The following is a 14,248-nucleotide window of genomic DNA, read 5'->3' as shown; positions in this document are numbered from 1 at the left end:
TCGACACCCTGCTGGCCCGCGCCGGCGAGATCAAACAGCCGAAACGGCGCGAGACCCTGATCGAGTTCGCCGACCAGATCCGGCTCAGCCGCGAGCTCTGCCGCCTGACCTGCGACGCCCCCGCGCCCGAGCCGATCGACGACTTCGCCGTCCGCGACCCCGACCCGGAGGTTCTCGCCGCCTTCCTCGACAAGATGGAGTTCCGCTCGCTGCGCACCCGCGTCGGCGACGGCAAGGCCCCGGCCCGCGACGGGGCCTCGGCCTTCGCGCCCAAACCGATGACCGCCCCGGTCATCTCGCCCCGCTACGCCCCCGCCGAACCGGCCGCCCCGGTCGAGGGCCAGACCTTCGACGTCGACGCCTATGTCTGCGTCCAGACCCTGGAGGAGCTCGACCGCTGGATCGACCGCGCCACCCTCGCCGGCGTCGTCGGCTTCGACACCGAGACCGATGCGCTCAGCGCCACCCACGCCGGCCTGTGCGGCGTCTCCCTCGCCATCGGCCCCAACGACGCCTGCTACGTCCCCCTGACCCACGAGCACCCGCCAGCGGCTGACGCCGGCGGCCTCGACTTCGGCGGCGAGACCGAGACGCGCGAACCGATCACCCAGATCGACAAGCCCGAGGCCCTCGCCCGGCTGAAGACGCTGCTGGAGAACCCCGCCGTCCTCAAGGTCGTCCAGAACGGCAAATACGACCTCGCCGTCATGGCGCAGCGCGGCATCCGCGTCGCCCCGATCGACGACACCATGCTGATCTCCTACGTCCTCGAGGGCGGCCTGCACGGCCACGGCATGGACGAGCTGGCCCGCCTCCACCTCGGCCACGAGCCGATCGCCTTCAAGTCGGTCGCCGGCACGGGCAAGAGCCAGAAATCCTTCAAACACGTCGAGCTCAAGCCGGCCACCTGCTACGCCGCCGAGGACGCCGACGTCACCCTGCGCCTCTGGCGCATCCTCAAGCCGCGCCTCGCCGCCGCCCGCCTCACCACCGTCTATGAGACCCTCGAACGCCCCCTGCCGGCCGTCCTCGCCGACATGGAGCGGGCCGGCATCCGCGTCGACCCCGACCGCCTCAAGCGCCTGTCGTCCGAGTTCGGCATGCGCATGGCCGAGCTGGAGACCCGCGCCCACGCCCTCGCCGGTCGCCCGTTCAACGTCGGCTCTCCGCGCCAGATCGGCGACATCCTGTTCGGCGACATGCAGCTGCCCGGCGGCCGCAAGACCGCCTCCGGCCAGTGGGGCACCGAGGCCTCGGTCCTCGAGGAACTGGCCCTGACCCACGAGCTGCCGCGCGTCCTGCTCGACTGGCGCCAGCTGGCCAAGCTCAAGGGCACCTACACCGACGCCCTGATCGAGGCCGCCGACGACCGCACCGACCGCGTCCACACCTCCTACCAGCTGGCCGCCGCCACCACCGGCCGCCTCGCCAGCAGCGACCCCAACCTGCAGAACATCCCGATCCGCACCGAGACCGGCCGCCAGATCCGCCAGGCCTTCATCGCCGCCCCCGGCCATGTGCTGATCAGCGCCGACTACAGCCAGATCGAGCTGCGCCTGCTGGCCCACATCGGCGACATCCCCGAGCTCAAGCGCGCCTTCGCCGCCGGTATCGACATCCACACCGCCACGGCCAGCGAGATGTTCGGCGTCCCCGTCGACCAGATGGACCCCGAGACCCGCCGCCGCGCCAAGGCGATCAATTTCGGCATCGTCTACGGCATCAGCGCCTTCGGCCTGGCCGCCCAGCTGAACATCGACCAGGGCGAGGCCGGCGCCTACATCAAGACCTATTTCGAGCGCTTCCCTGGCATCCGCGCCTATATGGACCGCACCCGCGCCGAGGTCCGCGAGCACGGCATGGTCCACACCTGCTTCGGCCGCCGCATCCACATCCCGGCCATCCATTCGAAGTCGGGCGCCGAGCGCCAGTTCGGCGAACGCGCCGCCATCAACGCCCCCATCCAGGGCGCGGCGGCGGACATCATCCGCCGCGCCATGGTGCGGATGCCGGGGGCGCTGGAGGCGGCCGGGCTGTCGACGCGGATGCTCCTCCAGGTCCACGACGAACTGGTGTTCGAGGCGCCTGAGGCGGAGGCGGAACGCGCGATCCCGGTGATCAAACGGGTGATGGAAGGGGCGGCGGAACCGGCGGTGGCGCTAACGGTGCCGCTGGTGGTGGAGGCGCGGGCGGCGGGGAACTGGGACGAGGCGCATTAGGTCATAATCATTCGGCGATTTGGCAGGCGTCGCAGTCCCGCTAAAGTCGTTCTTGACTGCAGACCTCCCTCCAACGAGCATTTCGAGGGTCGGGGAAAAGTTATGCCAAGAGTCCAACTACTCACGCCGTTCGATCACGCTGTAGGCGGGCGTCGCTTGCTGGACGACCTCAGGGCAGACCTGCAGGGGCATCACTTCGATGAGCTCAAGCTGGTGGTAGCCTACGCGAAGGCTGGACCGCTTATCAGACTGAAGCGCGACCTCACTGCGTTCCGGGCCGCCGGAAAGAGCCTGTCAGTCATAGTCGGTGTGGACCAAAACGGAACCAGCCGCGAGGCGATGGAGCTCATCCTTGAGCTATTTCCAGAGGCCTATACGACCCGTGAAGCCGGGATTACCTTTCATCCGAAGTTCTACGTCTTTCGTGGACCCGCCTTGGCGCGCGCCTACATCGGATCGAACAATCTCACGGTCGGCGGTACAGAGACCAACTTCGAAGCTTCCGTCGCGATCGACTACGAACTTCCCGATGAACATGTAGGTGCAGCTGAGTTCTCCAACGCGTGGAACCAGCTGCTCCCGGCGAATTGTCCAGCTACTGAGGCCCTCACACGCGCTTCCCTTGATGCGTTGGTGGCACAGAACGTCGTGCTGACAGAGGCGGCGATGCGGAAGAGAGGCGGTTTCTCGGGAGGAGCTGTCGGAACGCCGAAAGCCAAATCTGGCCTCCTATTAAGGCCTCCATCCGCGCTCCCAGCCGGAGTCATGGTCAACCTACCGACGGGGCTCGTAGCAGGCGCGGCAGCACCCGCACGTCCCAATCCCCTTCCTACCGGCGGTCATGTTCTCCACATTCGCCCTCACACGAATGGCGAAATTCACCTCAGCACGACAGCAGCGAGGCAACGTCCAGCATTCTTTGGTTTGCCTTTCACGGGTTTGGCTCAGCCAAAAAAGGCGGGAAACCCGGCGTATCCATACCGTGACCCGCGCCCACTAGTAGACTTCAGGGTGATTGGTGCCGGAGGCGCAGAGCTTTACCGAGAACTGAACCATCCACTTTATATGATCAACTACGGCCAGAACGCCGAGCTCCGGATCACCAGTAGCGGCGTGGCCCGGGCTTCTCCGGCGATGTCCATCATGGTGATGAAGCCGAGCACCCGAGCAGGTGTGGAGTACGACATTACCGTCCACACGCCAGCGAGTCCGGAGTATGCGGCTTGGGAGGCGCTCGCCGTCCAACCAATGCCAGGTGGACGGCGGTTCGGCTGGATCTAGGGCCGCTCGAAAATGAGAACTTGGTTTTTCGTAATCGAGTTCTTCATGTGCATCATACGTTCGGTGGTGACATCGATGTCGATCGGATCATGAACGACGAATCCGAGGCTATGAGCGATCTCAGAAATGTGGCGGCATGTCTCGATCGCGAACCAATCGTCGCCCACCTTCGTTTTGCTGTCTCCGACGACATAGTAAGCCTTAGCTCCGGCCTTCAAGAGGCGAAAAACTTGCAGAAGCGTTAGCTTGATGTCGACGAAGTAGCGCCAAAGCAGAGCGGGCATGTTGTCCCGTCTGAACCCGACACCTGCTGCTTTATTTTCCTTCATTATGTGCCGGAGGGTTTCCACGACCGGTGCGGGTAGAGAATTGTTGGCGTTTGTAGAGCCGAGCTCAAACTCTAGCGCGTTCTTTACACTTCGTCGGATCTCTCGCGACCCCGTAAGTGCTTCCTCAAGCGCAGAGCGCTCGCTGGAGGGGACGCCGAGGATGGCGAGAATAGAGAGGCGGTCGGTGTCGATGTAAGGCAGGGCGGTGGCATACGGGGGGCTCGTCACTACGCAATCGACCTCTCCATCGACGAGCCCCATGTCATCAAGGGATGCCCGTCCACGGGAGTCGCCTTCCTGAATGACGGGAGCGAACTGTTGACCGGGGCATCTCGCAGCCGCTCGCCAATATTTCTGCAGTCTGCGGCTTTGCTTCCTTAGTCGGGCCGCGAATAATTGCACTACTGGCGCGTCCTCTAGCGGCTCTTTCCGCCGCCTAATGCGGAGGTCGCTGGGCTCTTGCTGAGAGACGTCCCGGATTACGCTGCTCGCGACAACCTCGAAAAAATCCACAAGGCGCGGCTCTCCGAACAGTCTGATTTGCCCCAGCAGCCAGTTGAGCTTGTCGAGAACTTTCGGTGGGAACCAGCTTTCTAGCTCCGCGAGACTCCCCGCAGGGAACTCATCCCGGCCGTGCTGATATTGAGTTTGGCGATCCACAGCCGCCAGCACCGAAGTAATAGCACCTTCGACGAGTGAACGGTCCACTTGCAGGATGCCGGTCTTGGCCTTGGCGATCTTGGCCGCCAGCGGGTTCATATCCACGCCATAGGCGCGATGACCGTTCAGGAAGCCTTCGAGGGGAACGGTGCCGCTTCCACAATATGGATCGAGCACGACGGACCCCACGTCGACGCCTGACGCGTTCAGCAGGCTCTTCGCTAGCTGAGGATAGAATTTGCCCTTGTACGGATGGATTCCATGAGTCGCGTATTTGGGGTCCTTACGCGTAGTGGGATCGCTGTCGCCGTTCTCTAGGATGTTTTGCCAAGTGCCTTGGAAATCCTCGCCTAAGATCGAATAGCTTTTGGAGAAAGAGGCTCGACGTGCATTCCACAGGGCTGGTTGGCGCGCACTGGTGGTGATCGGTTTACCAACATCCAGCGCTTTGACATCGAAACCAAGTCCACGGAGTTCTTCAGCGCGCAAACGTTCCTCGTATTCCCACATTCGGTAGGCCGGCGGCGCGAAGGTCACGCTCATGGGATCGTTCGGCTTCTGCAGAACCAGAAGCTGTTCGAGCCGAGCGCGACGTGCCGCCTGCGTGAACGACCGCTTCGTGTTGTGGATCGGTCGGTCAATGATGTCAGTGACCTCAAAGCCGACCTTTGTCGCCGCCGCGGCCAACGCGTCGGACGTTGAGAACTCTTCTCCTTTGAAGACAGCGTCACCTACAACAAACACCGCGTAGCGACCTGGTTGCAGCGCCGCGTAGGCTCCTTCGAGGACCCGCGTCATGTCCTCGCGATACTCGTCGAAGTCCGTTCCGTTTCTCTGGTGTTTAAGATGGGACCCGATTTCCAAGCCGCCGAACAATCGCGGGTCATGGCCCAGCCAGAATAGGCGAAATCGATGATAGAGGTGGTAGTCGGTTGCATTCGGGTAGGGTGGAGACGTGACAATTAAGTCCACCGAGGACGGAGGGACCACTTTCCCGATATCCGACCTGGCGTCACCCTCGATGAAATTCGCCACGGGACCAGCGAGCGTCTGTGACGCCGCCTCCAAGCGCTTTAGAACGGTACGAAGCGACTCCAGATAAGCTCGGAGAATAAAGGTGTTCGGGAGCTCCTTTTCTTTAGACACATAGCGAGTCTCGGAGTCTTGGTTGGAGACCCGGGTGACGATTCGGGAGAAGGCCAGAAGAGCAACATCCTCCGAGCTCCCGCTTGTGGTCTGTCCGATAAGATGGCGAAGCAGCGCCAGCTCCCCGATTGCAGCGCTGCAGAACCATTTTTCGATATTTGGAATGGCAGGCACATGGCATGAATGCTTGGCGATCAAGCCTTCGGACCAGTTTGGCCCCTTGCCCTCGCCATTGGCACGGTAGCTATCAACCGCATTCCGAAGCTCCTCCAAAGGAGCGAGATCGTGCTCGCCGATGGCGAGGGTTTTCACCCTGCCAACGAGAGCGGAAAGCGGGTTTGCATCAAACGAGATCGCTCGTCGCCTAAGTCGCACCGCTTCGACAGCTGTGGTTCCGCTCCCGCCGAACGGATCCATCACCACGTCGCCAGGCAACGAAAGCGCGCTGATCAACTTGGCCGGAATCTGTGGCGGAAACTTCGCGGGATAGGGATGCAGATCGTGGGTGAGGTAGCGAGTGTCCTCATCTGTAAACGCCCAATCGATACTCCTCAGAGTTTCGATGACATCGCTGGGTGCCAGAAGGTCGCTGACGCAGGTCGGGCTTCGGGGGCCGCCAGTATCGGAAGTCGCAGGTACGAACTCGTCGATTTGATGCTCAAGCCAAGAGGTGAAGCTCTCGCCCTGCAGGTCCAATTGTTCCGCCAGCGCGGTCTTCCTGACGTTGCTGGTCTCCAAGACGATCCGCTCTCGAGACATGAATCTGCACTTTCATACATTTTTGCAGATCATATCGTGAGCTGCTCCGGCCTCCAAGGCTAAACAACCTGACATTGTCAAGATATTTTGGCTCTACCCCGCCCGCACAGCCACCCCACCCGCCGGAGCTCGATCGAGGCGGCCTGCTGGAGGATCGCGCCCGGCGACAGGCGCTCGATCTCGGCCAGCAGGGTGCGGATGCCGGCGCGCCCGTCGGCGCTGGCCAGGTCGAGACCCTCGACGACGGCGAGCAGGCGGGCGGCGGGGTCGGCGTCGCCGGTCGGGGGAGCGGCAGGCGGCTGCATGACGAAACTCCAGAACTGACGACCGACCCGGGGTTGAGTTAGACGCGCCGCGGGCGCCGGGGCAAGAGGCATGTTCGCGGTTTGTTCGGGGTGTCCACAGGGGCGCGGGCCCTTCTCCCCTTGCGGGAGAAGGTGGCAGCCCTCCGACTTGATCGGGGGGCTGATGGATGAGGGGTCGCACCGGCGGTCCCGACCTGCGGCCTCACCAACGCTATCGACCCGAGAGACCCCTCATCCGACCCGCTGCGCGGGCCACCTTCTCCCGCAAGGGGAGAAGGGCGAAGCGGCCGTGACGCTGTGCCGGCGATCCGCGGAATTATAGTCCGATAGCGGGGAAAATCTCCCACCGGTTCAGACACATCGCCTTTTCTCGAGACGATCTTTCCGCCTGAGAAACAGACCGGCGCATACTGCGCTCCGGTCTTTGACAATCGCACCGCCGCCCGCCGCCCGAGGCGCTCCCGGCCATCCCCGATGCCGACTCTGCCGACTCTGCCACAGCGAATTTTCGCGCCGCCGGCGCCCACTCTGCCGACTCCGCCACAGCGAATTTTCCGGTTCTACCCGGGTGAAACCCTCAGGCCGTCCGGATCATCCCGCCGCTCACCGTCACCGGCCACGGCGTCAGCCGCCCGCCGGCGCAGGGCCCGCCGGTGCATTCCCCGGTCAGGGGCTCGAACACCGCCCCGTGCCAGCCGCACAGGATCAGCGACCCGTCCGGGGTCAGGTAGCGGTCCAGCTCCAGCGCCAGCGGGAAGCCCTGGTGCGGGCAGCGGTCGACATAGCCGGCGACCTGGCCGTCCTTGCGGATGACGAAGCCGTGGAAGAAGGCCTCGCCGATCTGCAGCACGAAGCTGCGCGCGCCCGGGTCGGCGAGATCGGCCTCGGCGCACAGCGGCACGTTCGGCGGGGTCGCCCAGACGCGCTTGCGCTCCGGTTGCGGGACCGCCGGTTCGCTCAATGCCGCTCGGCCTTGAGGGGGCGGGACAGCAGGTCGTCGATGACCTCGGGCACCGTCGTCTCGCCGGCCAGCAGGGCGGCGACGGCGAGCGAGATGGGCATGTCGACCCCCATCTTCGCGGCCAGCTCGCGCACCGCCGGGGCGGATTCATAGCCCTCGGCGACCGAGCGTTTGCCGGCCAGGGCCTGCTCCACCGTCTGGCCCTGACCGAGGGCGAGGCCGAGGCTCATGTTGCGCGACTGGGGGCTGGAGCAGGTCAGGACCAGGTCGCCGAGGCCGCACAGACCGGCCACGGTCTCGGCTTGGCCGCCGAGGGCCACGCCCATCCGGGTCATCTCGGCGAAGCCGCGGGTGATGAGGGCGGCGTGGGCGCTGCGCCCGAGGCCCCGCCCCTCGGCCATGCCGCAGGCGATGGCCAGGACGTTCTTGATCGCCCCCCCGACCTCGGCGCCCACGAGGTCCGTGGCCAGATAGGGGCGGAAGGCGGGGGCCGACAGGGTCTCCATAAGCGCCTCGCCGAGGGCCTCGTCGGCGCAGGCGAGGGTGACGGCGCTGGGCAGGCCGCGGGCCACTTCGGCCGCGAAGCTGGGGCCGGACAGGACGGCGGCGGGGGCGGCGGGCAGGGTCTCGGCCAGCACGTCGGTCATTAGCTTCAGCGATCCCCGCTCGATGCCCTTGGAGCAGAGCACCACGGGGACGCCGGCGCGGTGGTGCGGGGCGAAGGCCGCCAGGGTCGAGCGCATGTGCTGGGCCGGGGGCACGGCGAGGATCAGGTCGCAGCCGGCCAGATCGGCCAGCTCGGCGGTGACCTGCACATGGTCGTCCAGGGTGATCCCGGGCAGGAAGGCCTCGTTGACGCGGCGGGCGCGGATGCTCTCGACCACCTCCGGCTCGCGGGCCTGCAGCAGGACGTCGAGCCCCGCCCAGCCGGCCACCTGGGCCAGGGCCGTGCCCCAGGCCCCCGCGCCGATCACTCCCGCCGTGCGAAATTCCATGGCCTCTCCTTACGCCTTGGCGCCCTTGCGGCCCGGCTTGTGGGTTGGGTCGGTCCGCGCGCTTTGTTCGTCCAGCGGCCAGCGCGGCCGGGCCGCGACGTCGATGTCGGAGACCCAACCCTTCTGCAACCGTTCCGCTCCCGCCAGGGCGATCATCGCCGCATTGTCGGTGCAATAGGCCATGGGCGGGGCCAGGAAGGCGAATCCGTTCTTCGCCGCCGTCGCCTCCAGCGTGGACCGGACCGTCCGGTTGGCCGCCACGCCGCCGGCCACCACGAACAGCCGGTGGTCGTGCCGCCCGGCATAGGCCTTCATGGCCCGGTCGGAGCGGTCGCTGAGCTGGCGGGCGATGGCGGTCTGGACGGCGTCGGCGAGGTCGGCGCGGTCCCGGTCCGTCTCGCAGGCGTGGGCGAGGCGCGAGGCGGCGGTCTTCAGCCCCGAGAAGGAGAAGTCGCAGTCCTTGCGCCCCAGCAGCGACCGCGGCAGATCGAAGCGGGCGCCGTCGCCCGTCGCGGCCAGTTTCTCCAGCGCCGGCCCGCCCGGATAGCCGAGGCCCAGCGCCTTGGCGATCTTGTCGAAGGCCTCGCCGGCGGCGTCGTCGATGGTGGTGCCCAGCCGGGTCATGTCGCCGACCCCGCGCACCTCCAGCAGCTGGCAATGACCGCCCGAGACCAGCAGCAGCAGGAAGGGGTAGGCCACCGGTTCGCCCAGCCGCGCCGACACCGCATGGCCCTCGAGATGGTTCACAGCGATCAGCGGCAGGTCCCGCGCCAGCGCCACCGCCTTGCCGAAGCTCAAGCCCACCATCACGCCGCCGACCAGCCCCGGCCCCGCCGTGGCGGCGACGCCGTCGAGCGCCTCATAGCCGAGCCCGGCCTCGTCCATGGCGCGGCGCACGACCCCGTCGATCATCTCGACATGGCTGCGCGCCGCGATCTCGGGCACCACCCCGCCGTAGGCCGCGTGGTCGTCGATCTGGCTGTGCACCACCGACGACAGCACCGTCGCCGTCCCGTCCGGCGTCAGCCGCACCACCGAGGCTGCGGTCTCGTCGCAGCTGGTCTCGAGGCCGAGCACGGTGAGGGGTCCGGTTGCCCGGCTCCCCTCGCTGCTATAGTCCGCGCCCAGGTTCATCCGGTCGAGGTAACGGCCCCGACCCCCCGGCGCAACGGCTCTCATGGCTCCTCTCGTCCGCATCGGCACGCGCCGCTCGAAACTGGCCCTGACCCAGTCGGGCATGGTGCAGCGCGCCATCGGGCGGGCGCTGGGCGTCGCCGACGCCGATCTGGAGGCGGCCGTGCCTTTGGTCGAGATCGTCACCACCGGCGACCGGGTGCAGGACCGCCGCCTGATGGAGATCGGCGGCAAGGCGCTGTTCACGAAAGAGATCGAGGAGGCGCTGCTGGACGGCCGCGTCGACGTGGCGGTGCATTCGATGAAGGACGTCCCGGCCGAGCAGCCCGAGGGCCTGTGCATCGCCGCCGTGCCGCCGCGCGAGGATCCGCGCGACGCCTTCGTCAGCGAGGCCTTCGCCGCCTTCGCCGACCTGCCCATGGGCGCGCGGCTGGGCACGGCCTCGCTGCGGCGCCAGGCCCAGGCGTTGGCGCTGCGCCCGGATCTGACCATCGAGATGCTGCGCGGCAACGTCGACACCCGGCTGCGCAGGCTGGCCGGGGGCGAGTTCGACGCCATCCTGCTGGCCGTCTCCGGGCTCAACCGGCTCGGGTTCGAGAGCGTTATCCGCGAGCGGCTGCCGCTCGGCGACTTCCTTCCGGCGCCGGGACAGGGCGCGCTTGCCCTGCAGACGCGCGCCGACGACCGGGGCGCGGCCTGGGTCGCGGCGCTGGACGATCGCGCGACCGCGCTGGCCGTGGCGGCGGAGCGCGGGGCGATGACGGCGCTGGAGGGGTCGTGCCGCACGGCCGTCGGGGCCCATGCGGAGATCGCCGCCGGCCACCTGCGCCTGACCACGGAGATGCTGGCCCCGGACGGGTCTGCGCGCTGGCGCCGCGTCGGTGAGATCGGCGACCTGCAGGCGGCGGACGCAATGGCGCAGGCCCGCGCCCTCGGCCTGCGGCTGGGCGCCGAGGTGCAGGCGGCGGCGGGCGACCAGAGGGTCGGGTCCTGAGGCCGATCCGCCGTGTCTGGGTCACCCGCGCCGAGCCGGGCGCGATGCGGACCGCCGACCGCCTGACCCGGCTCGGCTTCGAGCCGGTGGTCGCGCCCTTGCTGGCCATCCGCCCGGTCCCGCAGGCCGCGCCGGACCTGAACGGAACCGCGGCCCTGGCCTTCACCAGCGGCAACGGCGTCGACGCCTTCGCCGCCCTGTGCGGAGAGCGCGCCTTGCCGGTGTTCACGGTCGGGGACGCCACGGCCGAGCGCGCCACCGAGGCGGGCTTCGCCTCTGTCCGATCGGCGGCGGGCGCACTGGGAGACCTCGCCCGCCTGCTGGCCGCCGAAGCCCCCGGCCCGGTGCTGGCGCCCGGGGCGCTGGAGCCCTCCGGCGACCTGCCGGCGCTGCTGGCGGGACGCGTCGAGGTCCGCGCCCTGCCGGTCTATCGGGCGGTCGAGACCGGGACCGCCGCGCCGGGGTCATTCGACGCCGTGCTTCTGCATTCCCCCAGGGCCGGCCGGGCCCTCGCCGCCCGCGCGCCGCTCGCGGGCCGAACGGTCATCGCCGTCTCGCAGGCCGCCGCCGCGCCCCTCGGCGATCCACCCGATGTGGAAATCCGCATCGCCGCCCGCCCTGACGAGGCGGCGCTGTTCGAGGCGCTTGGCAAGCCCGCGCCCCGCGTATAAAGAGCGCCTCTCGCGCGGGCGGAGATTTCAGCCGCCGCGCCGAAGGCCGCTTTAGCTCAGCTGGTAGAGCATCGCATTCGTAATGCGGGGGTCAGGTGTTCGAGTCACCTAAGCGGCACCACCTTCCCTGACATCGATGCGCCGGGGCTCGCCCGCCGGTCTGGCCGTCTGTCCCTGAGGCCGACGTCGCGTTTCCTGTGTACGCTACTGGACGACGCCGTTCGCAGGCCGTAGCTATTCGGGCTGTACCGGAGCGTAGAATGTCGCAGCGCCTCAGCGCCCGCCAGGAAGAGTGTCTGAGGCTCACGGCCTTCCTGACCGACAAGGAAATCGCCGCCCGGCTGACCCTGTCCGAAGCCACGGTCAAGAAGCACGTGCACGAGGCCTGCCGCCGGTTGGGCGTCAACCGGCGCAAGGCGGCGCTGGCGCTCCTGGAACGAAAAGTACCAGGGCCGAAAGACCCCATTGGCGACGGCAACGCTTCCATCGTTGATGCCTCCCTCGACAGGGAGTCAGACCATGGCATCGAACAGTACGCCTCTTCCCCACTGGACGTGGGAGGATCTGGAGGCGGCGCTGGACGCGTTCAGCCCGTTGGGAGCCAACGACCCGGTGCGCAGCCATCTGTTGCGGGGCCTCGCGGACGACGCGGCGCAGTCGAGCCCGCGGGAACTGCTGCGCCAGGTTCTGAGCGCGGGCTGGGTGATGGCCCAGGTGGGGGCCCAGAGCAGCGGCCAGAGCAGCCGCCAGAGCAGCGACCTGAACGGCGCCTCGGCTACCGGCCGCCGCCCCGAAGCTGGAGCGTCCGCCTCCTGATCGTGTGCGCGATCGTGATCCTGACGGCCGTGCTGCTGAAGGCGGTGGTCGATCTGATTGTCGATTACGCCGGGCAGGCGGGAGAAATCGGCCGAGCCACCCAGCGGCCCACCGCGGAGGCCGGCGCCAGTCGATAACAGGGCCCCGGGGCCGGTCCGCCGGCCCGGGCCGAGTTCATTGGAGAGACGCCGATTACGCCCTTTCTGGCCGCCTATTATGTGCTCTCCCTGGTCGCCGTCGTGGCGGCCTGGATGAAGGGCGGCCATCCGGAGCGTCTCGGCGCCGTCTCGACGATCGTCGTCTTCGCGGTGTCGTTCTGGACCCATGAGTTGATGATCGGGCCGTTCTACGCCGGCGATGCCGTGCTGGATCTGTTCCTGACGGCCTTCTTCGTGTGGATGGCGCTGACCCGGGACCGGTGGTGGCCACTGGCCATGTCGGCGATCATGACCCTGACCGTGCTGGTCTATGTCGCCGCGCTGGTGGTTCCGGGTGTCGGGCCCTACGCCGTGATGTCGGCGCGCGTCGGCCTCGGACTCCTGACCACGCTGATCTTGCTGGCGGGCGTGGGGGAGCGCTGGCTGGCCGGAGAGCGGGCGATCAGCGATCTGAAGAATTGGCGTCGGCGCCGGCCGCTCCGGCGCCAAGGGATTTCCAGCGCGGCTTGAACATATAAACATCTCTTTATATGTCTGGCGGCCTTCCCTCCCTCCAGGAGTCCGCCTTGACGCGATCGTCCTTCCTGTTCACCTCCGAGAGCGTATCGGAAGGACACCCCGACAAGGTCGCCGACCGGATCTCCGATACGGTCGTCGACGCCTTCCTGGCGCAGGACCCCGAGGCCCGGGTGGCCTGCGAAACCCTCGTCACCACCCAGCGCGTCGTTCTGGCCGGCGAGGTCCGCGCCACCCGGCCGGGCCATACGAAGGAGGAGAACGAGGCCTTCACCCAGGGCATCATCGACAGCCTGGAGCCGCTGGTCCGCGCCGCCATCCGCGACATCGGCTACGAGCAGGACGGCTTTCACTGGCGGACCGCCTCCTACGAATGCCACCTGCACGCCCAGTCGGCCGACATCGCCGTGGGCGTCGACTCGACCAATGAGAAGGAGGAGGGCGCGGGCGACCAGGGCATCATGTTCGGCTACGCCTCCAACGAGACGCCCGAGCTGATGCCCGCTACGCTGCAGTACAGCCACAACATCCTCAGGAAGCTGTCCGAGCTGCGCCACAACGGCGAGAAACGGCTGGAGCCGGACGCCAAAAGCCAGGTCACCCTGCGCTACGAGAACGGCCGGCCCGTGGCCGCCACCTCGATCGTGGTCTCGACCCAGCACGCCAGGGGCCTGACCCAGGCGCAGGTCGCCGAGGTGGTCCGGCCGGTGGTGGTCTCGGTGCTGCCCGAAGGTTTCATCACCGACGAGACGGTCTGGCACATCAATCCGACCGGCGTGTTCGAGATCGGCGGCCCGGACGGCGACGCCGGCCTGACCGGCCGCAAGATCATCGTCGACACCTATGGCGGCGCGGCCCCGCACGGCGGCGGCGCCTTCTCGGGCAAGGACCCGACCAAGGTCGACCGTTCGGCCGCCTATGTCAGCCGGTACCTCGCCAAGAACATCGTCGCGGCCGGGCTCGCCAGCCGCTGCACGATCCAGCTCGCCTACGCCATCGGAGTGCCCGAGCCGCTGTCGCTCTATGTCGACACCCACGGCACCGGCACCGTCGACGATGCCGAGATCGAGAAGGCGATCATGTCGATCCAGGAGCTGGGCGGCCTCACCCCGCGCGGCATCCGCACCCATCTCGGCCTCAACAAGCCGATCTACGAGCGGACCGCCTCCTACGGCCATTTCGGCCGAACGCCCGAGGGCGACTTCTTCCCGTGGGAGCGGACGGACCTGGTCGGGAAGCTGAAGGCGGCGCTGGGGTCCTAGCGTCCGGTTGAGCTTGGCGGGTTTCTCGGCCATTCTTCCGCA

At 67.4% G+C, this 14,248-nt stretch carries 13 protein-coding genes, 1 tRNA gene and 1 pseudogene; 10 read left to right on the top strand and 5 right to left on the bottom strand.

Annotated features, from left to right (window positions below):
- The coding region (polA, locus tag VEC04_RS05255; RefSeq protein WP_324774555.1) for a DNA polymerase I at window positions 1–2,219 on the top strand (2,219 nt) is incomplete at its 5' end.
- Between the two features lie 156 nt (window positions 2,220–2,375).
- A complete protein-coding gene (locus tag VEC04_RS05250; protein ID WP_324774553.1) occupies window positions 2,376–3,500 on the top strand; it encodes a phospholipase D family protein in 1,125 nt (374 codons plus the stop codon).
- Here the strand turns inward: VEC04_RS05250 and VEC04_RS05245 are convergent.
- From VEC04_RS05245 to tsaD, 5 genes are all read right to left on the bottom strand, one after another.
- On the bottom strand, window positions 3,497–6,373 hold the full coding sequence (locus VEC04_RS05245) for a DNA methyltransferase (protein ID WP_324774551.1): 2,877 nt from the start codon (window positions 6,371–6,373) through the stop codon (window positions 3,497–3,499). The genes VEC04_RS05250 and VEC04_RS05245 overlap by 4 nt on opposite strands.
- A 98-nt stretch (window positions 6,374–6,471) precedes the next feature.
- Complete coding sequence (locus VEC04_RS05240) at window positions 6,472–6,699, bottom strand: hypothetical protein (RefSeq protein WP_324774549.1); 228 nt, start codon at window positions 6,697–6,699, stop codon at window positions 6,472–6,474.
- Window positions 6,700–7,276: 577 nt separating this feature from the next.
- Window positions 7,277–7,660 (bottom strand): Rieske (2Fe-2S) protein, encoded by a 384-nt coding sequence (locus VEC04_RS05235; RefSeq protein ID WP_324774547.1) that lies wholly within the window; start codon window positions 7,658–7,660, stop codon window positions 7,277–7,279.
- Entirely contained in the window at window positions 7,657–8,655 is a 999-nt protein-coding gene (locus VEC04_RS05230; protein WP_324774545.1) for an NAD(P)H-dependent glycerol-3-phosphate dehydrogenase, read from the bottom strand. Before VEC04_RS05230 ends, VEC04_RS05235 begins: the two co-directional genes overlap by 4 nt.
- Window positions 8,656–8,664: 9 nt before the next feature.
- Window positions 8,665–9,789, bottom strand: a complete 1,125-nt coding sequence (gene tsaD, locus VEC04_RS05225) for a tRNA (adenosine(37)-N6)-threonylcarbamoyltransferase complex transferase subunit TsaD (protein ID WP_324774557.1) — start codon at window positions 9,787–9,789, stop codon at window positions 8,665–8,667.
- Window positions 9,790–9,832: 43 nt separating this feature from the next.
- On the opposite strand from tsaD, the gene hemC reads away from it, so the two are divergent.
- From hemC to metK, 8 genes and pseudogenes are all read left to right on the top strand, one after another.
- Window positions 9,833–10,783 (top strand): hydroxymethylbilane synthase, encoded by a 951-nt coding sequence (gene hemC / locus VEC04_RS05220; protein WP_324774542.1) that lies wholly within the window; start codon window positions 9,833–9,835, stop codon window positions 10,781–10,783.
- A 44-nt stretch (window positions 10,784–10,827) separates the two neighbouring features.
- Window positions 10,828–11,454 (top strand): uroporphyrinogen-III synthase, encoded by a 627-nt coding sequence (locus VEC04_RS05215; protein WP_324774540.1) that lies wholly within the window; start codon window positions 10,828–10,830, stop codon window positions 11,452–11,454.
- Window positions 11,455–11,499: 45 nt separating this feature from the next.
- A tRNA-Thr gene (locus tag VEC04_RS05210) sits at window positions 11,500–11,575 on the top strand.
- Between the two features lie 139 nt (window positions 11,576–11,714).
- Window positions 11,715–11,864: pseudogene (locus VEC04_RS14195) on the top strand (LuxR C-terminal-related transcriptional regulator); the annotation flags it as partial.
- A gap of 109 nt (window positions 11,865–11,973) precedes the next feature.
- A complete protein-coding gene (locus VEC04_RS05205) occupies window positions 11,974–12,270 on the top strand; it encodes a hypothetical protein (protein ID WP_324774538.1) in 297 nt (98 codons plus the stop codon).
- Window positions 12,271–12,284: 14 nt separating this feature from the next.
- Window positions 12,285–12,407 carry a hypothetical protein gene (locus tag VEC04_RS05200; protein WP_324774536.1) on the top strand — a complete coding sequence of 41 codons (123 nt, stop codon included), beginning with the start codon at window positions 12,285–12,287 and terminating at the stop codon, window positions 12,405–12,407.
- Window positions 12,408–12,488: 81 nt separating this feature from the next.
- Window positions 12,489–12,938, top strand: coding sequence for a hypothetical protein (locus VEC04_RS05195; RefSeq protein WP_324774534.1), 450 nt, complete (start codon window positions 12,489–12,491; stop codon window positions 12,936–12,938).
- A gap of 56 nt (window positions 12,939–12,994) precedes the next feature.
- Window positions 12,995–14,206 carry a methionine adenosyltransferase gene (gene metK / locus VEC04_RS05190; RefSeq protein WP_324774532.1) on the top strand — a complete coding sequence of 404 codons (1,212 nt, stop codon included), beginning with the start codon at window positions 12,995–12,997 and terminating at the stop codon, window positions 14,204–14,206.
- The last annotated feature ends 42 nt before the right edge of the window (window positions 14,207–14,248 follow it).

The organism is Brevundimonas sp. (assembly GCF_035626535.1).
Classification (GTDB): domain Bacteria; phylum Pseudomonadota; class Alphaproteobacteria; order Caulobacterales; family Caulobacteraceae; genus Brevundimonas.
This window is presented reverse-complemented; position numbering and strand designations above follow the sequence as displayed.

Excerpts from the sequence above, each read along its gene's own strand:
- VEC04_RS05240 (WP_324774549.1), bottom strand. The coding sequence starts at position 6,699 with ATGCAGCCGCCTGCCGCTCCCCCGACCGGCGACGCCGACCCCGCCGCC.
- VEC04_RS05230 (WP_324774545.1), bottom strand. The coding sequence starts at position 8,655 with ATGGAATTTCGCACGGCGGGAGTGATCGGCGCGGGGGCCTGGGGCACG.
- tsaD (WP_324774557.1), bottom strand. The coding sequence starts at position 9,789 with ATGAACCTGGGCGCGGACTATAGCAGCGAGGGGAGCCGGGCAACCGGA.
- hemC (WP_324774542.1), top strand. The coding sequence starts at position 9,833 with ATGGCTCCTCTCGTCCGCATCGGCACGCGCCGCTCGAAACTGGCCCTG.
- VEC04_RS05215 (WP_324774540.1), top strand. The coding sequence starts at position 10,828 with ATGCGGACCGCCGACCGCCTGACCCGGCTCGGCTTCGAGCCGGTGGTC.
- VEC04_RS05205 (WP_324774538.1), top strand. The coding sequence starts at position 11,974 with ATGGCATCGAACAGTACGCCTCTTCCCCACTGGACGTGGGAGGATCTG.